This window comes from Streptomyces sp. NPDC002776, assembly GCF_053592195.1.
Map to the genome: position 1 here is coordinate 22,330 of NZ_JBSFVG010000011.1, position 24,399 is coordinate 46,728.

A 24,399-nucleotide genomic window follows, 5' to 3' on the forward strand; every position below is an offset into this window, starting at 1 on the left:
ACCATGAACAACTCCGTGCTGAACACCGGCCGCCTGCTGGGCGCGGCGCTTCGGGCGCTGCTCGTGTCGACCGTGCTCACAGGCGTGCTGTATCCGCTATCCGTCACCGGTGTGGCGCAGGCGCTCTTCCCCACCGAGGCGAACGGCTCGGAGGTGAAGGCGGACGGCCGGGTCGTCGGCTCCGCCCTGATCGGACAACAGGGCTACAGCCTGGACTGGTTCCAGCCCCGCCCCGCCGACGGACTGGGCGAGAACTTGGTCAACACCCAGTACCGGCTGATCCTCTCCGGCGCGACCAACCGCTCGGCCGACAACCCCGAGCTGATCAAGTGGGTCAAGGAGGCCAAGGCCAAGGTCGTCCAGGAGAACTCCACCGCCGGCCACCGGGTCGAACCCTCCGACGTACCCCCCGACGCCGTCACCTCCTCCGGCTCAGGGCTGGACCCGGACATCTCCCCGGCGTACGCCGAGCTCCAGGTCCACCGGGTCGCCGAGCGCAACCACCTCTCCGTCGCCCGCGTCGAGCGGCTCGTCGCCGACCACACCGAGGGCCGCACCCTCGGCTTCCTCGGCGAACCCCGCGTGAACGTGCTCGCACTCAACATCGCGCTCAAGGAGTTGATCGACGGCCGCTGACCGCCCAGGGGCTCGCGGGGCTTCTTGTCCGCCCCCGCGGGCCCCCTTACAGTCCGCTCCGTAAGGTTCGCCACCCAGACCGAATGTTTCGCTCGGTCTCCGGAAGGACTGACGCATGCGGACGTACGACAACCCCGTCCTCGCCGGCTTCCACCCCGACCCCAGTGTCTGCCGGGTCGGGGAGGACTACTACATGGTCTGCTCCAGCTTCGAGTACTTCCCCGCGCTGCCGCTCTTCCACAGCCGCGACCTGGTCAACTGGCGGCAGATCGGCCATGTCCTCGACCGGCCCGAGCAGTTCGAGGTGCCGCACGACCTGCGCGCCTCCGACGGCATCTACGCACCCACGATCCGCCATCACCGGGGCCGCTTCCACGTCATCACCACCAACGTCGGCGCGGGGGGGGGGGTAACTTCCTCGTCACCGCCGACCGCCCCGAGGGCCCCTGGTCGGACCCGGTGTGGATCGACCTGCCCGGGATCGACCCCGACCTCGCTTGGGACGAGGAGGGCACGTGCTGGAGCGCGGTCGCCGGTGTGGGGCTCGCGCGCATCGACCCCGTGGCCGGGAAGGTGCTCGAAGGGCCGTTCCCCGTCTGGTCGGGCACGGGCATGGCGGATCCCGAGGGGCCGCACCTGTACCGCGTCGGGGCGTGGTGGTACCTGATGGTCGCCGAGGGCGGCACCGCGGACGGGCACAGCGTGTCGATCGCCCGGGCGCGCACACCCCGGGGGCCCTTCGAACCGGCCCCGCACAACCCCGTGGTGAGCAACCGCAGCACCGGGCTGCCCATCCAGTGCACCGGCCACGCGGACCTCGTCCAGGCGGCCGACGGCCGGTGGTGGATGGTGCTGCTCGGGACGCGTCCGCGCGGCTTCTTCCCGAAGTTCCACGTCCTCGGCCGGGAGACCTTCCTGGCCCCGGTGGAGTGGGTGGACGGCTGGCCGTACGTCGGCACGGTACGCGAGCGGTACGAGGCCCCGGCCGTCCTGCACCCCTTCCCGTCGGAGCCCGCCCGGGACGACTTCGACGCGCCCGTCCTCGCCCCGCACTTCATCTCCCCGCGCCAACGCCCAAAGTGGTCGACGGCCGAGCGCCCGGGATGGCTCACCCTGCACGCCGGCGGCGACAGCCTCGACCGGCCGGGCCACACCTTCGTCGGCCGTCGCCAGCAGCACCACGACTGCCGGGTGGCGGCCCGCCTGGACGGCGGACCGGGCAGCCGCGCGGGCCTGTCCGTCCGCATGGACGAGGCGCACCACTACGACCTGGAGGCGCACGACGGCACGGTCAGCGTGCTGGCCCGGATCGGCCCGCTGCGCCAGTGCGTCGGCCGACTCCCCGTCCCCGCGGGGCCCCTGACCTTGGCCGTCGAGTTCCGTACGACCGACGCACCGCCGCCCACGGAGGGCGTCCGCCCCGCCGGTCCCGACACGATCGCCTGCTCGGTCGAAAGCCCGGAGGGCACCGTCACGGTGGCCGAGCTCGACGGGCGCTACCTCTCCACCCAGGTCGCGGGCGGCTTCACCGGACGGGTCGTCGGCATGTACGTCACCGCGGGCAGAGCGGCTTTCGACTGGTTCGAGTACCGGGAACAGGGCCCCGAGCCCCGCTGAACCCGGCTGTCCCACGGCCGCGGGCGCGTCACAGTCGGATTCCCCGTGCACGAGGGGTTGCCACCCATCAAGCGCTGTCTCTAGGGTGCGGCAGCAGCGAAGCTTTCTGGATTCACACCGAAACTTTCGAAATCCCTGGTGGGCGGAGTGACACGCCGTCCCGGATCTCAAGGAGCGCATGATGGGCGACCCGGCACTGTCCCGCCGCGGCTTCCTGGCGGCCTCCGCCGCAGCCGGTCTGAGCATGACGGCACTGAGCGGCTGCGGCGGCGACTCGGACGGAGGGTCGTCCGACGGCACGACCACGGTCGAGTGGTGGAACATCTCCACCACCCAGCCGACGAAGGACGTATGGGCAGGCCTCGCGCGGAAGTTCGAGGCCCAGAACCCCAAGGTGAAGATAAAGATCGTCCAGCTGGAGAACGACGCCTACAAGTCGAAGATGACGGCGCTGACCGCCTCCGGGAAGCTCCCGGACATCTTCCACACCTGGGGCGGGGGCGTACTGCGGCAGCAGATCGACGCCGGTCTCGTCGAGGACCTCACGGACCGCACCAAGGAGTGGGCCGAAGGGCTGGTGCCGGTCGCCAAGGAGCCGTACCTGGTCGACGAGAAGCTGTACGGCATTCCCTTCGACATCGGCATGATCGGCTTCTGGTACAACAAGGCGCTGTTCAAGAAGGCGGGCATCAGCGCACCCCCCGCCACCTGGAGCGCCTTCCTGGAGGCGGTCGGCAAGCTGAAGTCCGCCGGTGTCACCCCGCTCGCCCTCGCGGGCAAGGAGACCTGGACCGGCATGTACTACTGGGCGTACCTGGCCATGCGCACCGCCGGTGCCGAGGCTCTGCAGAAGGCCAACGACGACAAGGACTTCTCCGCCCCGGGGCTCGTCCAGGCCGGCGCGCACCTCAAGGAACTCGTCGAACTGCAGCCGTTCCAGAAGGGTTTCCTCGGCGCCTCCTACTCCGGGCCCACCGGACAGGCGGCCACCGTCGGCAACGGCAAGGCGGCCATGGAGCTCATGGGCCAGTGGGCGCCCGTCGTGCAGGCGGACGCCGGGAAGGGCCTCGGGGACGACCTCGGCTTCTTCCCGTTCCCCACGGTCGAGGGCGGACAGGGCGCGATCACCGAGGTGTTCGGCGGGGGCGGCGGCCACGCCCTGCGCAGCGGCGCCCCGCAGGCGGCGGTGGACTTCCTGAAGTTCTTCGCCTCGGAGGCGACCGACCGGGAGCTGGTCAAGAAGACCGGCGTGCTGCCCGTCGTCCCGGCCGCCGCGAGCGCCATCACCGACCCCAACGTCAAGGCCGTACAGCAGGAGTTGACGGCCGCGACCGGGTTCCAGCTCTACCTCGACCAGGCGTACGCGCCCGCCCTCGGCCAGGAGGTCAACGACAGCGTCGGGGCGCTGATCGCCGGGTCCAAGTCGCCCGAGCAGGTCACCGACTCGATCACCAAGGTCGCGAAGGAAGAGCAGTAAGCGCCGATGACCTTCACCTCGCTCAAGGACGAACGGAGCGGCCTCGACCTCCCGCCCCCGCCCGCCCCCGCGGGCCGGGGGCGGGCCAGGCGCCGGACGCTGAACTGGCTCACCGCGGTCTCCTTCCAGGTGCCCGCCCTCGCCCTGTTCGGCGTCCTGGTCCTGCTGCCGATCCTGTTCGCGCTGTACGCCGCGTTCTTCCGGTGGGGCGGCTTCGGCATGCCCTCCGACTACATCGGCGTCGACAACTTCACCCGGCTCTTCGCGGACCCGGTCTTCCTCGGCGACCTGTGGCGCTGCCTCGTCCTGGTCGTGCTCTCACTGGTGCTGCAGCTGCCGTTCGCGCTCGCCATGGCCGTCGCGCTCAACCAGCGCATGCGCGGCCGGGCCGTGTACCGGATGCTGTTCTTCGCGCCGTACGTGCTCTCCGAGGCCATCACCGGTGTGCTGTTCGCCATGATCTTCGCGCCGGGCGAGGGGCTCGCCGACGAGATCCTCGACGGGGTGGGCCTCGAAGGGCTGGGCGGTGAGTGGTTCGCCGACCCCGACATGGTGATGGCCACCCTGTTCCTGGTCATGACCTGGAAGTACTTCGGCTTCCACATGATGCTCTACCTGGCCGGACTCCAGTCCATCCCCAAGGAACTGCACGAGGCGGCGCTGATCGACGGCGCCGGGCCCTGGCAGCGGTTCCGCAGTGTGACCCTGCCGCTGCTCGCGCCCACCCTGCGGATCAGCGTCTTCCTGTCCGTCATCGGGGCGATCCAGCTCTTCGACCTGGTCTGGGTGGTCACCGCGGGCGGCCCCGACCATCACTCCGAGACCATGGCCGTGACCATGTTCCAGTACGGCTTCAAGCGCTACCAGGTCGGCTACGCCAGCGCGATCAGCGTGGTCATGTTCGGTATCAGCCTCGTCTTCGCCCTCGCCTACCAGCGGTTCGTGCTCCGCCGGGACCTGGAGGGCGCGACCACCACCATGCGGGGAGGCGGCACGTGACCGTCCGTTCCACCAAGCGCGGGCGCTCGATGCCGCTGCACCTCGTCCTGATCGTGGTCGGCGCGGTGATGGGCATCCCCCTGCTGTACGCGGTGCTCTCCGGCTTCAAGTCCACCGACCAGCTCTCCCGCAACCCCATCGGGCTGCCCGACCCCTGGGTGACCGGCAACTACACCGACATCCTGGCCACGGGGGACTTCTGGCGGCTGGTCGGCAACAGCACCCTGATCGCCGTGGCCACCACGGCCCTCGTGGTCGCCGCATCGGCGCTCGCCGCGTTCTCCTTCGCGCGGTTCGCCTTCCGGGGCCGGGAGATGCTGTTCACCCTGTTCACGATGGGGCTGATGTTCCCCTTCGCGGTGGCGGCGCTGCCGCTGTTCCTGCTGCTGCGCGAGATGAACCTGCTGGACAACCCCCTGGGTGTGATCCTCCCGCAGGCCGCCTTCGGGCTGCCGATGACCATCATCATCCTGCGCGGCTTCTTCCGGCAGATCCCCGGGGAACTGGAGGAGGCGGCCACCCTCGACGGCTGCGGTCCGCTCGGCTTCTTCTGGCGGGTGCTGCTGCCCATGGCGCGGCCCGCGCTCGGCACCGTCTCGGTCCTGGCCGTCGTCACCAGCTGGAACAACTTCTTCCTGCCGCTGCTCGTCTTCAACGAGCCCACCTGGTGGACCATCCCGATCGGCGTTCAGCAGTTCCAGGGCCAGTACTCGCAGGACGTGGCCCGTGTGTTCGCCTATCTCGTCCTCGCCATGGTCCCCGCCCTGGCCTTCTACGCCGTCGCCGAGCGCCAGCTCGTCGGCGGTCTCACCGCCGGCGCCACGAAGGGATGACCCGCGCCGCGGACGTACGGCTCACCCACCCCTGTTCCGTGAGGAGTCGCACCATGCGCAAGAACCGTCTCCGAGTTGTCGGTGTCCTCGCCGCCGTGCTGGTCACCGTCACCGGGCCGGCCGCCGTGGCCCACGACGAGCCGCCCACGCTCGCCGACCTCGCCCAGCGCCACGGCCGCTACTTCGGCAGCGCCACCGACAACCCCGAACTCACCGACGCCCCATATGTCTCGCTCCTCGGCAGTGAGTTCGACCAGATCACCCCCGGCAACGGCATGAAGTGGTACGCCACGGAACCCCAGCAGGGCGTCTTCGACTTCTCGCAGGGCGACGAGATCGTCGACCTGGCCCGCGCCAACCACCAGAAGGTCCGCGGCCACACCCTGGTCTGGCACAGCCAGTTGCCGGACTGGCTCACCGGCCGCGAGTGGACGGCCGGCGAGCTGAGGGACGTACTGAAGAAGCACATCCAGACGGAGGTACGGCACTACCGCGGCAAGGTCTTCGCCTGGGACGTCGTCAACGAGGCCTTCAACGAGGACGGCACCTACCGGGACACGATCTTCTACCGGACCCTCGGTCCCGGCTACATCGCCGACGCCCTGCGCTGGGCCCACCAGGCCGACCCGCGGGTGAAGTTGTACCTCAACGACTACAACATCGAGTCGATCGGGCCCAAGAGCGACGCCTACTACCGGCTCGCCAAGGAGCTGAGGGCACAGGGCGTCCCCCTGCACGGCATCGGCCTCCAGGCCCATCTGGCGCTGCAGTACGGCTATCCGACGACGCTGGAGGACAACCTCCGCCGTTTCGCGCGGCTCGGTCTGGACACCGCGCTCACCGAGGTCGACATCCGGATGTACCTGCCCGCGGACGAGGAGAAGCTGGCCACGCAGGCCGAGTGGTACCGGGACCTGACCGAGGCGTGCCTCGCGGTGCGCCGGTGCGTGGGCATCACGCTGTGGGACTACACGGACAAGTACTCCTGGATCCCGGCCTTCTTCGAGGGTGAGGGCGCGGCCCTGCCCTGGGACGAGGAGCTGCGGCCCAAGCCCGCGTACTACGCGATCCGGGACGCGCTGAAGTAGCCGTCACCGCGCGGACGGTGGTGCGGTACGGGGAGTGACCATCGCCGGACATGGGTCGGGGCCGGAGCGCAGAACGGATCTGCGGACCGGCCCCCAAGGTCTCCGCGCGGTCGGTCGACCGCCCGGCCGCGCTCAGGCCGCGGTCATCACCTGGTTGGCGCCCACTGGGCGGTGCGGGGCGATGATCTGGCCGTCGGGCAGGAGCTCACCGGTGTCCTCGAAGAGCAGAACGCCGTTGCACAGCAGGCTCCAGCCCTGTTCCGGGTGATGCGCCATGAGGCGCGCCGATTCCCGGTCGGCGGAGTCTGCGGAGGGACACGGTGGCTGGTGCTGGCACATGGGTGGGATCTTTCGCTCTGACGTGTTGTTCATGGCCGCCCCCGTTGCGACAAGTGGTTCGAACCCAGTGTTGCCCCACGGGCGTCAATCCGCAGGGATTTCGGTGCACCGCTTCTCACAGGTTGAGGACGCGTCACCCGCGCGGACGGTTCATCCCAACTGCACTGTCATTTCGGGTGGTTCAGGGGGGCCGGATGGGGCTAGTCCATGCAGGTAGCGGGCTCTGGGGAGCGCGCCGGCGCTCGTACGAGCGTATGGCCGCCGCGGGCAGCGCCGTACCCCGCGGCCGGCGACCGGCGGCGGGGCACGGGACCCTCGGTGCGGACGGTCAGGCGGGTGAGCCGAGGAGCGGCGCCCGGGTCACGCGGTGGGTCAGCACCGAGAGGAGATCGGCGGCCTGATGCGGTCGGTGGGCCGCGATGCCGGGGGGTGCCGGGGCCAGCGGGACCAGGACGTCCGTGGGCTCGGGATGGCCGGCGGAGGCGTCGGCGGCGATGTCGCCGTGCAGCCACAGGGCCAGCATGTACAGGCCGGGGATCGACAGCAGCCGTGGCTGGTAGGTCGCCTGCATCGTCTCGGCCTGGCGCAGCGCGCGCTCGGTGGACGTGATGTAGGGGCCCTCGAAGAAGTGCGAGAAGGCCCACCCGTCGGGCGTCAGCCGGGTCTCGGCGGCGGCGACGGCTCGGTCGCCGCAGCGGATCAGGAACCGCCATCCGGCGAGCCGGGTGGTGGCGGGTCCGGTGGCGGTGATGCCGTCCAGGACATGCACCGGCAACGGCAGTTCGGGGGTCGCGGGTCCCTGGGCGGAGCGCAGGGCGGGAGTTCGGGCCTCGCGGACCGCGGTGGGGGACCCGAGTGCGGTGATGACGGAGCGAAGTGCGGGCGCGGGAGCCGGGGGGACATGCAGCGGCATGGTGGGTCGCCTCTCATGAGACAGGCACGGTGGCGCGAGGGCGGGGGCGGACGGCGCTGTCAGCTCGCGAAGGCGGAGAGGCTCGGGCCGAGGTCCTGCGTGCGTGGGTGTGCGAGAGGCCCGCCGCACGTCCATCGCTACGGCAGGTTCTCCGACCGGGCGCCAAGCATCCGCCTTGTTCGCGGAGTTTATACGACAAGTGTTCAGGGAGTGTTTCGTCTAGCCGTTTCGGACGCACTCGGCAAGGGCGCATTCGGACGGCGATCCGCGGGTTTCATCCCGATTCCGGAAGGAGTGTAAGGCGGTGACCTCGGGAAATACGGGAGAAGCGGTCGGCCAATTCTCGTCGGCGTTTTTCACGAGTTCGTCGGCGGCCCGAAACTGCGCGCTGCTCCATGCCTGGCGAATGTGCCGCCCGTCACGTTCGACAGCCTAGCGGGCCTCGGGGCGAGGCGGGACGTTATCGATCGCTTGGGCGGGGCATCATCCCACGTGACCCAGGACACCGACGGCCGATCTTCGGCCCGACGATCGAGAGGGATGCTTCCATGGGCGAGAAGGTCGCGGCAGGTCGGTTCGATCTGGCCGACCGCCAGCACTACCGCGACAAGCTCCGGAAGTGTCTGGCGGGTCTGGAGCGGCTTCTGGCGGAGAAGCGGTTCGATCGACCCAAGAATCTCATGGGGCTCGAGATCGAATTGAATCTCGCCGGAGCCGACGGCATGCCGAGAATGTTGAATGCACAGGTTCTCGAGCGGATCGCGAGCCGGGATTTCCAAACGGAACTCGCGATGTTCAACCTGGAGGTGAACATTGCCCCCCACCGGCTGGGTGGCCGGGTATTCGATCAGCTCGCCGAGGAACTCCGCACCTCGCTGGCATATGCCGACCGTAAGGCCGGTGAGCTGGACGCGGGAATCGTGATGATCGGCATTCTGCCGACCCTCGACCGGGACGACCTGGTCTCCTCCAACCTCTCCGACGTCGACCGCTACACCTTGCTCAACGACCAGATCGTGGCCGCCCGCGGCGAGGACTTCCTGCTCGACATCGACGGCGTGGAGCGACTGACCTGCACCTCGAAGTCCATAGCGCCCGAGGCCGCCTGCACCTCGGTCCAGCTGCATCTCCAGGTCACCCCGGGCCGCTTCGCCGACGTCTGGAACGCCGCCCAGGCCGTGGCCGCCGTCCAGGTCGCGGTCGGCGCCAACTCGCCGTTCCTGTTCGGCCGGGAGCTGTGGCGCGAGTCCCGCCCGCCGCTGTTCACCCAGTCCACCGACACCCGCCCGCCCGAGCTCCAGGCGCAGGGGGTACGCCCGCGGACCTGGTTCGGTGAGCGCTGGATCTCCTCCGCCTACGACCTCTTCGAGGAGAACCTGCGCTACTACCCCGCCCTGCTGCCGATCTGCGACGACGAGGACCCGCTCCAGGTGCTCGACGAGGGCGGCATCCCCTCGCTGGCGGAGCTCGTCCTGCACAACGGCACGGTCTACCGCTGGAACCGCCCGGTCTACGGCATCGCCGACGGCGTCCCGCACCTGCGCGTGGAGAACCGCGTCCTGCCCGCCGGCCCCACCATCACCGACGTCCTCGCCAACGCGGCCTTCTACTACGGCCTCGTCCGCGCCCTCGCCGAGGAACCGCGCCCGGTGTGGACGCGGCTGCCCTTCGAGGCGGCCGCCGCCAACTTCGACACCGCCTGCCAGTACGGCATCGACGCCCGCCTCCAGTGGCCCCGGCGCGGACGCTACGGCGGCATCGCGGAGATCGACGCGGCCACCCTCGTACGCGACGAACTGCTGCCGCTCGCCGCGAGCGGACTGGACGCGTGGGGCGTGGAGGCCACCGACCGCGACCTGTACCTCGGGGTGATCGAGGAGCGCTGCCGGCGGCGGGCCAACGGGGCATCCTGGCAGTCGGCCACCTTCCACCGCGCCCTGGAGCAGGGGCTGTCCCGGGACGCCGCCCTGGCCGCCACGACCCGCCGCTACCGCCAGCTGATGCACGTGGGCGACCCGGTCCACGCCTGGCCCGTCGGCCTGCCGGAGACCATGCCGCTGGGCTGAGGGGCGCCTGAACGGGGGCCGCCGCCGTCCGCCTCATACTGGTCGGGCAAGCTGTGACGTCCTATGACGGTGGTGCCCCTGGGAGGCAGTGTGCAGGCGGAGGCGGGCCCTGTGTCCGAGTCGTTCCCGCAGGAGGGGCCCTCGCGCCGGATCCTCCGTGACGAGCTGCTGCTCGTGCTGGCGCTCTCGCTCGGGGCGAGCGGGGTCTCCGCCCTCATCAGCTTCATCGGCTCGGTCACCAGGCCAGGCGGTCTGAAGGACCAGGCGGCCACCCTCAACGCCTCCGCCGCTCCCGGGCGGCCCTGGCTGGACCTCGCCTGGCAGCTCTTCGGCATCACGACGTCCCTGGTGCCGGTCCTCCTCGTCGCGCACTTCCTGCTGCGCGAGGGCAGCGGTCTGCGGGCCCTCGGGTTCGACCGCACCCGGCCCTGGCCGGACCTCGGCCGGGGCGCCGCCATCGCCGCGGTGATCGGCAGCAGCGGCATCGCCTTCTATCTCGCCGCCCGGGGCCTGGGCTTCAACCTGACCGTGGTCCCCGAGGCGCTGCCCGAGGTGTGGTGGAAGTACCCGGTACTGATCCTCTCGGCGCTCCAGAACGCGATCCTCGAAGAGGTCATCGTGGTCGGCTATCTGCTGCGCCGGCTCCACCAGCTGGGCTGGACGCCCGGGGCCGCGCTGATGGCCAGCTCGGTGCTGCGCGGCTCGTACCACCTCTACCAGGGCATCGGCGGCTTCATCGGGAACCTGGTGATGGGCGTGGTGTTCGTCTACCTCTACCGCCGCTGGGGCCGGGTCGGCCCGCTGGTCGTGGCGCACTCGCTGCTCGACATCGGCGCGTTCGTCGGGTACGCCCTGCTCGCGGGGAAGGTGGACTGGCTGCCCACGGCGTGAGAGGCAGCGACAGGGGCGTACGCGGGATGCGTACGCCCCTTCCGTCTGTCCGGGCTCAGACCAGCAGCTCGCCGTCGATCACCGTGACCGCGCGGCCGCCGAGCAGGGTGCGGTCGCCGCGCACCTCCGTGCGGACCAGGCCCGAGCGGGCGGACGCCTGGAGGCCCGTGAGCTCGGGGCGGCCGAGGCGCTGCGACCAGAACGGGGCCAGCGCGGTATGGGCGCTGCCGGTGACCGGGTCCTCGTCGATGCCGATGTTCGGGAAGAAGCAGCGGGAGACGAAGTCGTAGCCGCGTGCGGGGTCCTCGGCGCGGGCGGTCGCGATGAAGCCGCGCTCGGAGCAGGCGCCGAGGGAGCGGTGGTCGGGGTTCAGGGCGCGGACGGTCTTCTCGTCGGCGAGCTCCACCAGCAGGTTGCCGACGTCAGGGCCGGTGTCGAAGACGGCCAGCGGCTCGGCACCCAGTGCCTCGGCGGCGCCGTCGGGGATCTGGGCCGCGGTGAGCGGCGCCGTCGGGAAGTCCAGGATGAACGAGCCGTCCTCGCGGGGCGTGGCGATCAGGACGCCGCTGCGGGTGGCGAACCGCACCGGGCCCTCGTGGGCGCCCGTGCTGTGCAGGACGTGGGCCGTGGCGAGCGTGGCGTGACCGCACATCGGGACCTCGGCGGCGGGGGTGAACCAGCGCAGCGCCCAGTCGGCCTCCGGGTCGTCGGTGAGTCGGTGGGCGAACGCGGTCTCGGCGTGGTTGACCTCCATGGCGACCTGCTGGAGCCGGTCGTCGGCGGGGAAGGCGTCGAGGAGGAGGACCCCGGCGGGGTTCCCGGCGAAGGGGCGGTCGGTGAAGGCGTCGACGATTCGGATGCGCATGGGCCGACCGTAGAGGGGCGACGAAGCCGCGGGCCAAGGCCAATTCGGGGTCAGTGGACCGACCGGGGGTTGTCATGCGAACTGTTCCGATATATCGTTGAGGCATCGCGACAGATCAACGATGGAATGGAGTGATTGACATGCGTTCCCATGGATTCGCACAGGGACACGGTGGAGCCGGCCGAGGTGGTTTCGAGGGTGGCCGTGCCGCCTTCGGGCCCTTCGGGCCGAGTGGACCCGGCTTCGGTGGACCGGGCTTCGGCCCCGGGCACTGGGGCCCCAGGGGTCGCGGCGGACCTCGGGGAAGGGCGAGGCGGGGTGATGTACGCGCCTCGATCCTGGCCCTGCTCAGGGACCGGCCGATGCACGGCTACGAGATGATCCAGGAGATCGCCGAGCGCAGCGGCGGGGCGTGGAAGCCCAGCCCCGGCTCGGTGTACCCCACCCTCCAGCTGCTGGAGGACGAGGGCCTGATCGCCAGTGAGAGTGAGGGCGGCAAGAAGCTGTTCGCCCTCACCGACGCCGGCCGCACCGCGGCCGAAGAGGGCCCCGAGGCACCCTGGGAGGACGCCTCCAAGGGCGTCGACTGGGAGGCCCTCGGCGAGATCCGCCAGGCGGGCTTCGGTCTGATGGAGGCCTTCGGGCAGGTCTGGAAGACCGGCAGCAAGGAACAGCGCGAGAAGGCGATCTCCGTGATCAACGACGCGCGCAAGAAGATGTACCTGATCCTCGCCGACGAGGACTGACGGCCTCCCGCCGTGCAACGAAGGCGCCCCGCGGAGCGATCCGCGGGGCGCCTTCTCGTGTACGGCTCTTCCGTACGGCCCTCATGTCACCAGCCCGGCGCGGGCGAGGCTCGGCCGACGAGCCGTATCACCGCCGCGTCGAACAGGTCCCACGCGCGCGGGAAGGCGCTCTCGTCGTGGCAGTGCCAGGCGTCCCAGAACAGATCGGCGGGCAGTGCGTCCTCCGGGGCGTACACCCGGTAGACGTACTGTCTTCCGTCCACGGCCGGCAACGCCACCAGCCAGCACATGCTCTCCATGCACCTGTGGGACGTACGGGAGCGCGCCGTGGTTGCGCGCGGGGCGCGACGCAAGGCGGCGCACGCCCGCGGGGGAAGCCCGGCGTGATCTCCTCCTCAAGGAGGAGATTCCGGCCCGCCGGGTCCACTCTGTGTGGGACGCGAAGATGCGTCCCGCCGGGGATGCCCTGTCCGGCGGAGGCTGATGGGGTAAGGGATGTGCCACCCCGTACCCCTCACCGGCCGGGCCCTCACCAGGCCGGCGGACGCTTCGACAACGATGCCGGGCTCAGTGCCGAACTGGCAGCGGTGATCTCCGGCGCCCGGCGTCGCGTGGTACGGGACGCGGACCGCCAGGTCGACACCGCCCACCTGCTGCACTCCCTGCTGGAGCACGACCCCGAGGTGCGGGACGTCCTCGGCGACGGGCCCCGGATCGCCCGGCTGCTCGGCTATCTCGTCCAGCGCAGCATCGGCTACGGCCTGCGCTGGCAGGGCAGCGTCGAGGACTCCGGAGCGGTACCCGGGGTGACCGAGGCGGAGGGCTTCTCCCCGCTGGCCGCGGGTGCGCTGGAGTACGCCTGCGAGCGCGCCGCCCGCCGTGGGGACGGACCCGCCCGGGGCGTGGACCTGCTGGCCGCCATCCTCGTGGACAGCCAGGCGCGGGCCGTCGAGGTGCTGGCCCGTGCCGGGATCGACGCGGGTGAGGTGTACGCGCGCATCGACAGCCGCCCCGGGAGTTACCCCGGCGAGAGCGGCTGCTGAGGGCGCCGCTGCCCAGGTGCCGGGTGCCGTCCAGTCGTTGAGACAGGTGTCATCGGGGGTGACGCTCATGTCATCGCCTGTCATCATGTGCCGGTGCGTACGTCAACGAGCAGTCAGGGCCATGGCGGCAAGGGGATGGGGCTCGGTCTCGCCCTCGTCTCCGCGCTCGCCTTCGGCGGATCCGGTGTCGCGGCCAAGCCGCTGATCGAAGCGGGCCTCGACCCGCTGCACGTGGTGTGGCTGAGGGTGGCCGGGGCGGCCCTGGTGATGCTGCCGCTCGCCGTCCGCCACCGCGCGCTGCTGCGCCGCCGCCCCGCGCTGCTCGCCGGGTTCGGACTGCTCGGGGTGGCCGGCGTCCAGGCCTTCTACTTCGCCTCCATCTCCCGTATCCCGGTTGGCGTCGCGCTGCTCGTGGAGTACCTCGCGCCCGCGCTGGTGCTGGGCTGGGTGCGGTTCGTGCAGCGCCGTCCGGTGACCCGGGCCGCGGCGCTCGGAGTGGTCCTCGCGGTGGGCGGTCTCGCCTGTGTCGTCGAGATCTGGGCCGGGCTCGGCTTCGACGCCCTCGGCCTGCTCCTCGCCCTCGGCGCGGCCTGCTGCCAGGTCGGCTACTTCGTCCTGTCCGACCAGGGCAGCGACGCGGCCGAGGAGGCGCCGGACCCGCTCGGCGTCATCGCCTACGGCCTGCTCGTGGGCGCCGCCGTGCTGACCGTGGTGGCCCGGCCCTGGTCGATGGAGTGGGCCGTACTCGCGCACAGCGCGGACATGGACGGCACCCCCGTCGCGGCGGCGCTGCTGCTCTCCTGGATCGTGCTGATCGCCACGGTCCTCGCCTATGTGACCGGCGTGGTTTCGGTGCGCCGGCTCTCCCCGCAGGTCGCGGGCGTGGTCGCCTGCCTCGAAGCGGTCGTCGCGACGGTGCTGGCCTGGGTCCTGCTGGGCGAGCACCTCTCCGCTCCGCAGATCATCGGCGGGGCGGTCGTCCTGCTCGGCGCCTTCATCGCCCAGTCCTCGGCACCGGTGAAGGGCTCCGCCGAGCCGGTGGCCAGTGGTGGTGAGGAGCGGGAGATGTCACGGCGGGGTTCTGCGGCGTGAGGGGTGCGTCCGGGCCTGCTGGTCCGACGGGGTGGTCGTGTTGCCCGGGGCTTGCAGTGCCAGGGCCCGGGATCGTGGATCAGGGCCCGGGTCGGACGGGAGTGCGGCGGCTGTCGGGGTGATGCCGCCGCGTCCGTCGTGCGCGTCGTGGGTCACAGCGCCTTGAGGTAGGCGGGCACCTCGGTGCCGGGCGCCAGGTTCGGGTCGTCGACCGGGGTGTCGTAGCCCTTGCGCAGCGGGACCACGCCCGCCCAGTGGGGGAGGGCGAGGTCCTCGGGTTCGTCGTTGACGCCGCCGGTGCGGAGCTTGGCGGAGACCTCGTTCAGGTCGAGGCGGATGACGGCGGTGGCGGCCAGTTCCTTCTTGTTGGCGGGCCGGGAGTCCGCCGAGCGGCCCGGCACGACATGGTCGACCAGCGCGTCCAGCGCGATCCGCTTCTCCTCGGGGTCCGTCACCTGGTGGGCGACGCCGTGCACCACCACGGACCGGTAGTTCATCGAGTGGTGGAAGGCCGAGCGGGCCAGGATCAGCGCGTCCACGTGGGTGACCGTCAGGCACACCGGCAGCCCCGGGTCGGCCTGTCCCGTCATCCGCAGCGGGCGCGAGCCCGTCGAGCCGTGCACGTAGAGCCGGTCGCCGACCCGCCCGAACAGCGTCGGCAGTACCACCGGGGCGCCGTCCCGGACGAAGCCCAGATGGCAGACGTAGGCCTCGTCGAGTATCGAGTGCACCAATTCCTTGTCGTACGACGCCCGCTCGGCGGAGCGCGTGGGGACTGTGCGGTCGGTCGGCGTGTAGGCGGTGGGCTGCGACGTCGGCTGTGCGGTCCCCTGCATTGCGGTCTCCATTGTACTAGTGCATAATTGGGTTTGTGCTAGGAGAATACCGGATCAGAGGTCGGCGCGCAGCTGAGATTGCGGCCGGTATCGAGGCGGCGGTCGGCTCCGGGGAGCTGGAGCCGGGACAACCGCTGCCGCCCATGCGGGACTTGGCGGTGGAGCTGGGCGTCAACCCCAACACCGTCGCGGCCGCGTACCGGACCCTGCGGGAGCGGGGGGTCATCGAGACCGCCGGGCGCCGGGGCAGCCGGGTGCGGCCCAAACCGGCCACCACCGCGCGCGAGTACGTCCGGGAAGAGGTGCCCGCCGGAGTGCGGGACCTGGCGAACGGCAACCCGGACCCGGCACTGCTGCCCCCGCTCGGCCCGGCGTTCGCGGCCGCGGCGGAACAGGGTGACCGGACGCCGGTCCTCTACGGGGACGACCCGCTGGATCCCGAGCTGGCGCGGGCCGCACGCGCCGAACTGGACGCCGACGGGGTGCCGGACGGGCCCCTCGCCGTCACCTCCGGCGCGCTGGACGCCATCGAGCGCGTCCTCGCCGCGCATCTGAAGCCGGGGGACACCGTCGCCGTCGAGGACCCCGGCTGGGGCAGCGTCCTCGACCTCGTCCCGGCGCTCGGGCTGCGCGTCGCACCCGTGGGCGTCGACGACGAGGGGCCGCTCCCCGACGATGTACGCCACGCGCTCGGCGCCGGGGCCCGCGCCCTGATCGTCACCGACCGGGCCCAGAACCCGACCGGCGCCGCGGTGAGCGCCACGCGTGCGCGTGCGCTGCGTTCCGTGCTCCGGGAGTACCCGGACACCCTGCTGATCGAGGACGACCACGGGCACGCCATCGTCGACGTCCCGCTGCACCCCTTGGCCGGCACCACCCGGCACTGGGCCTTCGCCCGCTCCGCCGCCAAGGCCTACGGCCCCGACCTGCGGCTCGCGGTGCTCACCGGCGACGAGGTGACCCTCGACCGGGTGCGCGGCCGACAGCGCCTCGGGCCCGGCTGGGTCAGCCTGATCGTCCAGCGGGCCGTGGTCCGGCTGTGGTCCGACGGCTCGGTCGACCCGAAGGTGGTGGCGGCGGCGTACGGCAGACGCCGGGACCGGCTCATCGGGGCGCTCGCCGAGCGGGGCATCACCGCCCGGGGGCGCACCGGCATGAACGTCTGGATCCCCGTCCCCGACGAGACCGGCGCCGTCTCCCGCCTCCTCCACGCCGGCTGGGCCGTCGCCCCGGGCGCCCGCTTCCGCCTGAACACCAGCCCAGGCCTGCGCGTCACGATCTCCACCCTGACCGAACCGGAAACCCACGCCCTGGCCGAAGCCATCGCCTCGGCCGTACGCCCGTCGCGTGGCCGGAGCGGCGTGTAGGGCTCGACTTCGGCCGGCGGGGTCGGTCGTAGGCGGGGCCGCGCCGCGGAGGGCGTAGCTGCGTCCGTGGTGCCCCCGCCGGCGGTGGCCCAAGCCCGGGCAGACCCCGTCGCCTGGGCTGTACGGCCGTCCTCGTCGGGGCAGGGTTCGGGCCGGTGATCGCATCGCGCGGTCGAGGGCGGTCGGCCGGGATCGTGTTGCGTGGTCGGAGGGGTCGGCGTAGGCCGGGATCTCGTCGCGCTCGGGGGGACGTTTCCGTGTCAGGTCCGCCCCCGTGGGCACGGTCGCCGCCGACTAGGGTGCCGTCTTCGCCGGGGTCCGTACCGGGTGGGCCGTCTCGGTCGGGATGGAGGCGCGTTCGCGGGGGCGGATCTGGGTCAGGGCCGCTCCTGCCAGGACGATGGCCGCGCCTACCGGGGTCGACCAGGTCAGGGACTCGCCGAGCAGGGTGACGCCTGCCGCGGTGGCGATGACCGGGATGAAGTAGGTGACCATCTGGGCCGTCGTCGGGCCGACCTCGGCGACCAGGCCGTACTGGAGGAGCACCGCGATGCCCGTGCCCAGGGCGCCGAGGGCCGCGACGGCGAGCAGGGGGAGCAGCGGGAAGGTCTCCGGGGACGTGGTGGACAGGGGGGTCACGACGGCCAGTTGGAGGGTGGCGAGCAGCAACTGGGCGCCGGTCAGCGACAGGTGGGAGGAGTCGGAGCCGGCCAGCGTGCGGCGGACGTAGATCCAGCCGACCGGGTAGCACAGCGAGGCCAGCAGGGCCATGCCGGTGCCCCGGGCGTCCATGCCGGTGAAGCCCTGCCAGGCGCCGAGCACCGTCAGGACGCCGAGAAATCCCAGGCCGAGACCCGCGAGCCGCATCCGGGTGGGCCGGTCCTCGGAGAGCGCGACCAGGGACAGGGCCATGCCCCACAGCGGTGACGTGGCGTTGCAGATGCCCGCGAGCGTCGACGGGATCGTCAGCTCCGCGTAGGCGAACAGCGAGAACGGCAGCGCGTTCAGCAGCAGCGCGGCGACCGTCAGATGCCCCCACGTGCGCGCCCCGCGCGGGAGCCGGTCCCGCCGCATCGCCATCGCGACCGCGAGCACCGCCGTGCCGAACACCAGCCGGCCGAGAGTCACCTGGAACGGCGCGAATCCCTCGGTGCCCACCTTGATGAGCAGAAAGCTGAAACCCCAGATGAGGGAGAGGACGGCGAAGCGCAGCCGCCAGTCGAGCAGGGAGCGAGAGCGGGTCATGGGATCAGGGTGGGGGCTCAGGACGTCGTAGCACAAGCGAGATTTTTCGAGTTGTATCTCGTAGTATTGCTTACATGTTGAACCTGGAGCGCCTGCGAACCCTGGACGCCCTCGCCCGGCACGGCTCGGTCAGCGGCGCGGCCGAAGGGCTGCACATCACCACATCCGCCGTCTCCCAGCAGATGTCCAAGCTGGAGCGGGAGGTCGGCCAGCGGCTGCTCGCCAAGAACGGCCGCGGGGTCCGGCTCACCGACGCCGGGCGGCTGCTCGCGGAGCACGCGGCGCGGATCCTGTCCCAGGTGGAGCTGGCCCAGGCCGACCTGGAGGCGCAGCGCGGCCAGGTCGCGGGGGAGCTCAGACTCGCGGCGTTCCCGACCGCCGCGCGCGGACTCTTCCCGGCCGCCCTCGCCGAACTGCGCACCGAGCACCCCGCGCTGCGGCTGCGCTCCTGCGAGCTGGAACCGGAGCAGGCCGTGGCCGGAGTGGTGCGCGGCGATCTGGACCTGGCGGTGGTCCTCGACTGGTACAACAAGCCGATGCCCCTCCCGGACGGCCTCGTCAAGGCGCCGATCCTGGACGACCCCGCCGATGTGGCGATGCCGGTCGGCCACCGGTTCGCGGGCCGCGACGAGGTGGATCTCGCCGAGTTCGCCGAGGACGAGTGGATCACCTGGGGGCAGGGCGAGTTCTGCCACGAGTGGCTGATGTTCACCCTCCGCTCCAAGGGCATCGAGCCGATCGTCGGCCACCGCGCCGCCGAGACCCACACCCAGCTCGGTCTGGTCGCCGCGGGCCTCGGTGTGTGCGTCGTCCCGCTGCTGGGCCGTCACCCGATGCCCGCGGAGGTCGTCACCGTGCCGCTCAAGCAGCGGGTGCGGCGGCATGTGTACGTGATCTGGCGGGCGGACGCCGACCGCCGCCCGTCGATCCGGGCGGCGGTACGGGCACTGCGGTCGGCGGGGGAGCGGGTGGGTGCTACGGCGACCACGGCCTCTGCGGAGCGGCTGGGCGCCACAGCGGCGGCAGCCTCAGCGGAGCGGCTGGGCGCCACAGCGACGACAGCCTCTGCAGTGCGGCCGGACGTTACAGCGACGACAGCTTCCTGAAGTCCCAGGACACGATCTTCTCCGGCGTCAGCCGCATCCACGCGTGCCGGCCGTCGTGCGGCATCTCCTCCAGGCCGAAGTTCTTCCGGGCGAACAGCGTCTCCGGCACGTCGAGTTCTGCGCAGAGCTCCCCGGTCCGCGGGATCTCGCCCACGAACTCCACGGTCCCGGACAGCTCCACGCCGCGCAGCTCGTCGTACTCCTCGCCCGTGTCGACCACGACGGCGACCCGCTGGTCGCGGCGCAGCTGGGCCCAACGCCTGCTGCGCACCACCGAGTAGAGCCACAGCGACGTGCCGTCCCAGGCGAACCACAAGGTGCTCACATGCGGGGCGCCGTCCGCCGACACGGTGGCGACCCGGCAGGTGCGCTGGGTGGCCAGGAACTCGTCCAGCTCACCCGGTGTCATCATGATCTTCCGGCCCCGGCGCTGAGTGACGGTCATGCGTCCCCTTTTCTCCAACGTCGTGTCAGAGGAGATCCTCTGACATCACGTCAGAAAAGAATGGGTCGTCTTCCCTCCTCGCGCAATGGTCGTTACCCTCGCCCGCCCGGACCGCCCGCGACAAGGGGAACCGTGCCGTCGTACGAGCAGCTCAGTGAAGTCCTCGACCCGGCCACCGCCGTGCTGCTCACGGTCGAGTGCCAACAGGGGGTCGTCGGACCGGACAGCGCCCTGCCCGAACTCGCCAAGGAAGCCCGCTCCTCCGGGACGCTCGCCAACGTGGCCCGGCTGGTGGACGGCGCCCACGCCCACGGGCTCCAGGTGATCCACGCGATCGCCGAGCGCCGCCCCGACGGCCGCGGCGCGAACCGCAACGCCCGTCTGTTCCGCGCCGCCGAACGGCTCCCGGTCCAGCAGCTGTCCGGCACCACCGCGGTCCGCCTCGCGGCCCCGATCGAGGTCACCGAGGAGGACTTCGTCGTACGGCGGCTGCACGGCCTGTCCCCGATCCACGGGACCGAGGTCGACGCCCTGCTGCGCAACCTGGGCTGCCGCACGCTGGTGGTGACCGGGGTATCGGCCAACGTGGCGATCCCGAACGCCGTGTTCGACGCCGTCAACCGCGGCTACACGGTCGTGGTGCCCACCGACGCGATAGCCGGGGTGCCCGCCGAGTACACCCGCGCGATGATCCGCAACACCCTGGCCCTGGTCGCCACGCTGACCACCACGGCCGACATGCTCGCCGCCCTGCGGGTCAGGCGAGCGTGATCGAGTCGCCGTCCACGGCCACCTCCCGCGCGGGCAGCGGCTGGGTGGCGGGCCCCTTCTGCACGCTGCCGTCCTGGATGGAGAACCGGCTGTTGTGGCAGGGGCAGGTGATGGAGCCCTCGGAGACACCCGTCACCGGACACCCCTGATGGGTGCACTCGAACGAGAACGCCTTGAAGGTGCCCGCCGTCGGCTGGGTGACGACCACCTTGTGGTCCTTGAGGACCTTGCCGCCGCCCTCGGGGATGTCCGAGGTCCGTGCGACGACGGTCCCACCGGACTCGGCGGACTCGGCGGGCCCGGCCGCCCCGGACGGCTCCTCGTCCTCCGACCCGCACGCGTTCAGCGCGAAGGTGAGGCCCACCGCGCCGACCGCCGCCACGACGGTACGGCGGCTCGGGGGCGCGACGGGGTGGAGCGGTTCGCTGGTCATGCCGGTCTTCCCTTCCACGGAGGTATGCCTTGCGCCCACAGGTACGGGCGGCGCGCGGGTGCCGTTCAGAGCGCCGGTAACCTGGGGCGATGCTCAAGGAAGTCATCGCGACCCGGTTCATCACACCGCTGCGTGAGGGCGGCTCGCTGCCGGGACTCGTCGAGGCCGACGACTTCGGGACGTACGTCATGAAGTTCCGCGGCGCGGGGCAGGGCCGCAAGACGCTGGTGGCCGAGGTGGTGTGCGGGGAGCTCGCCCGGCGGCTCGGGTTCCGGATGCCCCGGCTCGTGACGGTCGCCCTCGATCCCGTGCTCGGGCTCGGCGAACCCGACCAGCAGGTGCAGGAGCTGCTCCGGGCCAGCGGCGGCACCAACCTCGGCATGGACTTCCTGTCCGGCGCGCTCGGTTTCGACCCGCTCGCCTTCGCGGTGAGCCCCGAGGAGGCCGGGCGGATCGTCTGGTTCGACGCCCTGGTCAACAACGTCGACCGTTCCTGGCGCAACCCCAACCTGCTGATGTGGCGCGGCGACCTGTGGCTCATCGACCACGGCGCCACCATGATCTGGCAGCACAACTGGCCCGCCGCCGAAGCCTCCGCGGCCCGCCCCTACGACGCCCGCGACCACGCCCTCATGCCCTTCGGCCCCGATGTGACCGCGGCCGCCGGGGAGTTGGCGCCCCTCGTCACCGAGGACCTGCTCGCCGAGGTGACCGCCGAGATCCCGGACGCCTGGCTCGCCGACGAACCTGGCTTCGACACCCCGGACGACCTCAGACGGGCCTACGCCCGCCCGCTGCTGGCCAGGGCGGCCGTCATCCACGAGCGAATCGAGGGCACCGCGTGAGCGACGACCGCCACTTCATCAAGGGAGGCCCGAGCGAGCGCGAGGTCTTCGAGTACGCCGTCCTGCGCGTCGTGCCCCGGGTCGAGCGCGGCGAGTGCATCAACGCCGGGGTGCTGGTCTACTGCCGTGCCAAGGCGTACGTCGGGGCGCTCACCCACCTCGACGAGCGCCGTCTGCTGGCGCTGGACCCGGAGGCCGACCTGGCCGGTGTGCGCGCCGCGCTCGGGGCGGTGGAGCGGGTCTGCTCCGGGGGAGCGGCGGCGGGCCAGGCGGCCTCGGACGACGCGGGCCGCCGCTTCCGCTGGCTGATCGCCCCCCGCTCCACGATCGTCCAGCCCGGCCCGGTCCACACCGGGCTGACGACCGACCCGGCGGCGGAGACGGCACGGCTCCTGGAACTGCTCGTCCGCTGACTCAGGCGCGGCGGCGCTTGACCACGAATCCCGCCGCGACGGCACCGCAGGCGACGAAGGCGATCCCGGCGGCGGTCTCCCAGCCGCCGAGACCGGAGTCGGTGGCGCCGCCCACCCCACCGCGCACACCGAGCGTCGGACTGGCGGTGACGCGGGTGGGGGTAGGGGCGGCGGTGGGGGTGGGTGTGGCCGTGACGGGGGCGGGGATCGAGGTGGCGGGCGCGAGCGTGCCGCGGGCGGTGGTGCCGCGCGCGGGCAGCGCCTCGCAGGCCACGCCGTCGTCGGGGCCCTGGTCCGCGTCGAGGTCGTGCGGATCACTGGGGTCGGAGTTGTAGACGGCCTGTGCCTCCTCCCGGTACGTGAAGTTGACGCAGTCCAGGTCCTGCGCGTGGGCGATGCCGGCCGGCGGCACGATCGCGGCTATGGCTATCAGCGTGCCGACGGCTGCGGTGCGAGGGCGCATGGTGCGCCTCCTTTCCGGCCACGAGGGCCTCCGGCCGACGCTAGGGGCCGCCCGGCGCGGGGACGCGCTCAGCTGGGCCGATCGGGTGGCGGGGGAGGGCCGCCGCGAGCCGGGGGCGCGGGGAATGGATCACACGTGGCGGTGTGCCGTTGACACCGGGTGCCAGGGCTTCTAGCGTCACGTCTGCTGAAGGTACTAAGCGGTCGCTCACCGATGGGCGGACCGTGGAGCCGCACCCCCAAGGGCGAGGAGAAGCAGCCATGTCCACCACTGACCAGCGGGTCGCCGTAGTCACCGGCGCAGCGCGCGGTATCGGCGCCGCCACCGCCGTACGTCTGGCCGCCGAGGGCCGCGCGGTCGCCGTCATCGACCTCGACGAGGCGGCCTGCAAGGACACCGTGGAGAAGATCACCGCGGCGGGCGGCAAGGCTCTCGCGGTCGGCTGCGACGTTTCCGACGAGGCACAGGTGGAGGCGGCCGTCGCGCGGATCGCGGCGGAGCTCGGCGCGCCCACGATCCTGGTCAACAACGCGGGCGTGCTGCGCGACAACCTGCTGTTCAAGATGAGCGTCTCCGACTGGGACACGGTCATGAACGTCCACCTGCGCGGCGCCTTCCTGATGTCGAAGGCCTGTCAGAAGCACATGGTGGACGCCAAGTTCGGCCGGATCGTCAACCTCTCCTCGTCCTCCGCGCTCGGCAACCGCGGCCAGGTCAACTACTCCGCCGCCAAGGCCGGTATGCAGGGTTTCACCAAGACCCTCGCCATCGAGCTCGGCAAGTTCGGGGTCACCGCCAACGCCGTCGCCCCCGGCTTCATCGCCACCGACATGACGGCGGCCACCGCCGAGCGCGTCGGCATGGGCTTCGAGGACTTCAAGGCCGCGGCCGCCACCCAGATCCCCGTCCAGCGTGTCGGCTACCCCGAGGACATCGCGGGCGCCATCGCCTACTTCACGGGTGATGACGCCGGCTTCGTCTCCGGCCAGGTGCTGTACGTCGCCGGCGGACCGCTCGACTAGAGGATCAGGCACATGACTGCAGTGGAACTCTCCGGCAAGGTCGCCCTCATCACGGGCGGCAGCCGCGGCATCGGCTACGGCGTCGCCGAGGCGCTCGTCGCCCGCGGTGACCGGGTGGCCATCACCGGCCGCAACGAGGACTCCCTCAAGGAGGCCGTCGAGCAGCTCGGCTCGGACCGCGCGATCTACATCGCCGGCAAGGCCCACGACGAGGCCCACCAGGCCATCGCCGTGGAGCGCACCATGGAGGCCTTCGGGCGCGTCGACTTCCTGGTCAACAACGCCGGCACCAACCCGGTCTTCGGGCCGATCGCCGACCTCGACCTGGGTGTCGCGCGCAAGGTGTTCGAGACCAATGTGATCTCGGCGCTCGGCTTCGCCCAGAAGACCTGGCACGCCTGGCAGAAGGAGAACGGCGGCGCGATCGTCAACATCGCCTCCGTCGCGGGCATCGCGCCCTCGCCCTTCATCGCCGCCTACGGCGTCAGCAAGGCCGCGCTGATCAACCTGACCCAGCAGCTGGCGCACGAGTTCGCGCCCGGGGTGCGGGTCAACGCGATCGCCCCGGCCGTGGTGAAGACCAAGTTCGCCCAGGCGCTGTACGAGGGCCGGGAGGAGGAGGCGGCCGCCTCCTACCCGCTGGCCCGGCTGGGCGTGCCCTCCGACATCGGGGGCGCCGCCGCCTTCCTCACCTCCGAGCAGTCCGACTGGGTCACCGGTCAGACGCTCGTCGTCGACGGCGGCATCTTCCTCAACGCCGGCGTCGGCTGACCTGCGTCGGGCCCGTGTCTCCCGGCGGGGGCACGGGCCCGAATCCGTACAAGCCGGTCGTCCCGCTTCGACCGAAC

Annotated in this window: 26 protein-coding genes and 1 pseudogene; 18 read left to right on the forward strand and 9 right to left on the reverse strand. The window is 71.5% G+C overall.

All coding sequences use genetic code 11. From position 1 onward, the window contains the following. Positions 1-3 precede the first annotated feature (3 nt). From ACWD11_RS22100 to ACWD11_RS22125, 6 genes and pseudogenes are all read left to right on the forward strand, one after another. Positions 4-636, forward strand: a complete 633-nt coding sequence (locus tag ACWD11_RS22100) for a potassium-transporting ATPase subunit C (protein WP_451284905.1) — start codon at positions 4-6, stop codon at positions 634-636. A 115-nt stretch (positions 637-751) separates the two neighbouring features. Continuing rightward, positions 752-2,253 (forward strand): annotated as a pseudogene (locus ACWD11_RS22105) (glycoside hydrolase family 43 protein). A 181-nt stretch (positions 2,254-2,434) separates the two neighbouring features. Next, entirely contained in the window at positions 2,435-3,730 is a 1,296-nt protein-coding gene (locus ACWD11_RS22110) for an extracellular solute-binding protein (protein WP_451284907.1), read from the forward strand. 6 nt (positions 3,731-3,736) lie between these two features. Then, positions 3,737-4,729: a carbohydrate ABC transporter permease gene (locus tag ACWD11_RS22115; protein ID WP_451284909.1), complete on the forward strand. Its 993-nt coding sequence runs from the start codon at positions 3,737-3,739 to the stop codon at positions 4,727-4,729. Positions 4,730-4,758: 29 nt separating this feature from the next. Beyond that, complete coding sequence (locus ACWD11_RS22120) at positions 4,759-5,562, forward strand: carbohydrate ABC transporter permease (protein ID WP_451285242.1); 804 nt, start codon at positions 4,759-4,761, stop codon at positions 5,560-5,562. Positions 5,563-5,615: 53 nt separating this feature from the next. Further along, on the forward strand, positions 5,616-6,650 hold the full coding sequence (locus tag ACWD11_RS22125) for an endo-1,4-beta-xylanase (protein WP_451284911.1): 1,035 nt from the start codon (positions 5,616-5,618) through the stop codon (positions 6,648-6,650). A gap of 132 nt (positions 6,651-6,782) precedes the next feature. Here ACWD11_RS22125 and ACWD11_RS22130 read toward each other — a convergent pair whose 3' ends face one another. Beyond that, positions 6,783-6,989, reverse strand: a complete 207-nt coding sequence (locus tag ACWD11_RS22130) for a DUF5999 family protein (RefSeq protein ID WP_389417510.1) — start codon at positions 6,987-6,989, stop codon at positions 6,783-6,785. A gap of 328 nt (positions 6,990-7,317) precedes the next feature. Next, the gene (locus tag ACWD11_RS22135) at positions 7,318-7,902 is read right to left on the reverse strand and encodes a hypothetical protein (protein ID WP_389417511.1); all 585 of its coding nucleotides are present in this window, start codon (positions 7,900-7,902) and stop codon (positions 7,318-7,320) included. 548 nt (positions 7,903-8,450) lie between these two features. On the opposite strand from ACWD11_RS22135, the gene ACWD11_RS22140 reads away from it, so the two are divergent. Together ACWD11_RS22140 and ACWD11_RS22145 are read left to right on the forward strand one after the other, a co-directional pair. After that, positions 8,451-9,968, forward strand: a complete 1,518-nt coding sequence (locus ACWD11_RS22140) for a glutamate-cysteine ligase family protein (protein WP_451284913.1) — start codon at positions 8,451-8,453, stop codon at positions 9,966-9,968. Positions 9,969-10,058: 90 nt separating this feature from the next. Beyond that, positions 10,059-10,859, forward strand: a complete 801-nt coding sequence (locus ACWD11_RS22145; protein WP_389417969.1) for a CPBP family intramembrane glutamic endopeptidase — start codon at positions 10,059-10,061, stop codon at positions 10,857-10,859. Positions 10,860-10,914: 55 nt separating this feature from the next. On the opposite strand, the gene ACWD11_RS22150 is transcribed toward ACWD11_RS22145, so the two are convergent. Next, positions 10,915-11,724: a PhzF family phenazine biosynthesis protein gene (locus tag ACWD11_RS22150; RefSeq protein ID WP_451284915.1), complete on the reverse strand. Its 810-nt coding sequence runs from the start codon at positions 11,722-11,724 to the stop codon at positions 10,915-10,917. Between the two features lie 140 nt (positions 11,725-11,864). Between ACWD11_RS22150 and ACWD11_RS22155 the strand changes: the two genes are divergently transcribed. Then, positions 11,865-12,470, forward strand: a complete 606-nt coding sequence (locus ACWD11_RS22155; protein ID WP_451284917.1) for a PadR family transcriptional regulator — start codon at positions 11,865-11,867, stop codon at positions 12,468-12,470. Positions 12,471-12,556: 86 nt separating this feature from the next. Here ACWD11_RS22155 and ACWD11_RS22160 read toward each other — a convergent pair whose 3' ends face one another. Next, the gene (locus tag ACWD11_RS22160; protein WP_389417515.1) at positions 12,557-12,769 is read right to left on the reverse strand and encodes a hypothetical protein; all 213 of its coding nucleotides are present in this window, start codon (positions 12,767-12,769) and stop codon (positions 12,557-12,559) included. 198 nt (positions 12,770-12,967) lie between these two features. On the opposite strand from ACWD11_RS22160, the gene ACWD11_RS22165 reads away from it, so the two are divergent. Together ACWD11_RS22165 and ACWD11_RS22170 are read left to right on the forward strand one after the other, a co-directional pair. Continuing rightward, positions 12,968-13,513, forward strand: a complete 546-nt coding sequence (locus ACWD11_RS22165; RefSeq protein WP_389417516.1) for a Clp protease N-terminal domain-containing protein — start codon at positions 12,968-12,970, stop codon at positions 13,511-13,513. An 87-nt stretch (positions 13,514-13,600) separates the two neighbouring features. Continuing rightward, positions 13,601-14,605 carry an EamA family transporter gene (locus tag ACWD11_RS22170; RefSeq protein WP_389417517.1) on the forward strand — a complete coding sequence of 335 codons (1,005 nt, stop codon included), beginning with the start codon at positions 13,601-13,603 and terminating at the stop codon, positions 14,603-14,605. Positions 14,606-14,757: 152 nt separating this feature from the next. Here ACWD11_RS22170 and ACWD11_RS22175 read toward each other — a convergent pair whose 3' ends face one another. Continuing rightward, a complete protein-coding gene (locus tag ACWD11_RS22175) occupies positions 14,758-15,441 on the reverse strand; it encodes a pyridoxamine 5'-phosphate oxidase family protein (RefSeq protein WP_451284920.1) in 684 nt (227 codons plus the stop codon). Between the two features lie 35 nt (positions 15,442-15,476). On the opposite strand from ACWD11_RS22175, the gene ACWD11_RS22180 reads away from it, so the two are divergent. Further along, positions 15,477-16,808, forward strand: a complete 1,332-nt coding sequence (locus ACWD11_RS22180) for an aminotransferase class I/II-fold pyridoxal phosphate-dependent enzyme (RefSeq protein WP_389417519.1) — start codon at positions 15,477-15,479, stop codon at positions 16,806-16,808. A 294-nt stretch (positions 16,809-17,102) separates the two neighbouring features. Here ACWD11_RS22180 and ACWD11_RS22185 read toward each other — a convergent pair whose 3' ends face one another. After that, on the reverse strand, positions 17,103-18,053 hold the full coding sequence (locus ACWD11_RS22185; RefSeq protein WP_451284922.1) for a DMT family transporter: 951 nt from the start codon (positions 18,051-18,053) through the stop codon (positions 17,103-17,105). Between the two features lie 74 nt (positions 18,054-18,127). Between ACWD11_RS22185 and ACWD11_RS22190 the strand changes: the two genes are divergently transcribed. After that, on the forward strand, positions 18,128-19,159 hold the full coding sequence (locus tag ACWD11_RS22190) for a LysR family transcriptional regulator (protein ID WP_389417521.1): 1,032 nt from the start codon (positions 18,128-18,130) through the stop codon (positions 19,157-19,159). On the opposite strand, the gene ACWD11_RS22195 is transcribed toward ACWD11_RS22190, so the two are convergent. Next, complete coding sequence (locus ACWD11_RS22195) at positions 19,137-19,604, reverse strand: pyridoxamine 5'-phosphate oxidase family protein (protein ID WP_389417522.1); 468 nt, start codon at positions 19,602-19,604, stop codon at positions 19,137-19,139. The genes ACWD11_RS22190 and ACWD11_RS22195 overlap by 23 nt on opposite strands. Positions 19,605-19,736: 132 nt before the next feature. On the opposite strand from ACWD11_RS22195, the gene ACWD11_RS22200 reads away from it, so the two are divergent. Further along, complete coding sequence (locus ACWD11_RS22200) at positions 19,737-20,375, forward strand: cysteine hydrolase (RefSeq protein WP_389417523.1); 639 nt, start codon at positions 19,737-19,739, stop codon at positions 20,373-20,375. Here ACWD11_RS22200 and ACWD11_RS22205 read toward each other — a convergent pair. Continuing rightward, on the reverse strand, positions 20,362-20,808 hold the full coding sequence (locus tag ACWD11_RS22205; RefSeq protein WP_451284925.1) for a Rieske (2Fe-2S) protein: 447 nt from the start codon (positions 20,806-20,808) through the stop codon (positions 20,362-20,364). The two genes, ACWD11_RS22200 and ACWD11_RS22205, sit on opposite strands and share 14 nt — an antisense overlap. 89 nt (positions 20,809-20,897) lie before the next feature. Between ACWD11_RS22205 and ACWD11_RS22210 the strand changes: the two genes are divergently transcribed. Both ACWD11_RS22210 and ACWD11_RS22215 read left to right on the forward strand, forming a co-directional pair. Continuing rightward, entirely contained in the window at positions 20,898-21,653 is a 756-nt protein-coding gene (locus tag ACWD11_RS22210; RefSeq protein ID WP_389417525.1) for a HipA family kinase, read from the forward strand. Next, complete coding sequence (locus ACWD11_RS22215) at positions 21,650-22,066, forward strand: DUF3037 domain-containing protein (RefSeq protein WP_389417526.1); 417 nt, start codon at positions 21,650-21,652, stop codon at positions 22,064-22,066. The genes ACWD11_RS22210 and ACWD11_RS22215 overlap by 4 nt, the downstream gene beginning before the upstream one ends. A gap of 1 nt (position 22,067) precedes the next feature. On the opposite strand, the gene ACWD11_RS22220 is transcribed toward ACWD11_RS22215, so the two are convergent. Further along, a complete protein-coding gene (locus ACWD11_RS22220) occupies positions 22,068-22,529 on the reverse strand; it encodes an excalibur calcium-binding protein (protein ID WP_451284927.1) in 462 nt (153 codons plus the stop codon). Positions 22,530-22,789: 260 nt separating this feature from the next. Between ACWD11_RS22220 and fabG the strand changes: the two genes are divergently transcribed. Beyond that, positions 22,790-23,551, forward strand: a complete 762-nt coding sequence (fabG, locus tag ACWD11_RS22225) for a 3-oxoacyl-ACP reductase FabG (RefSeq protein ID WP_389417528.1) — start codon at positions 22,790-22,792, stop codon at positions 23,549-23,551. Between the two features lie 12 nt (positions 23,552-23,563). Next, a complete protein-coding gene (locus tag ACWD11_RS22230; protein WP_389417529.1) occupies positions 23,564-24,322 on the forward strand; it encodes an SDR family oxidoreductase in 759 nt (252 codons plus the stop codon). Positions 24,323-24,399: the final 77 nt, after the last annotated feature.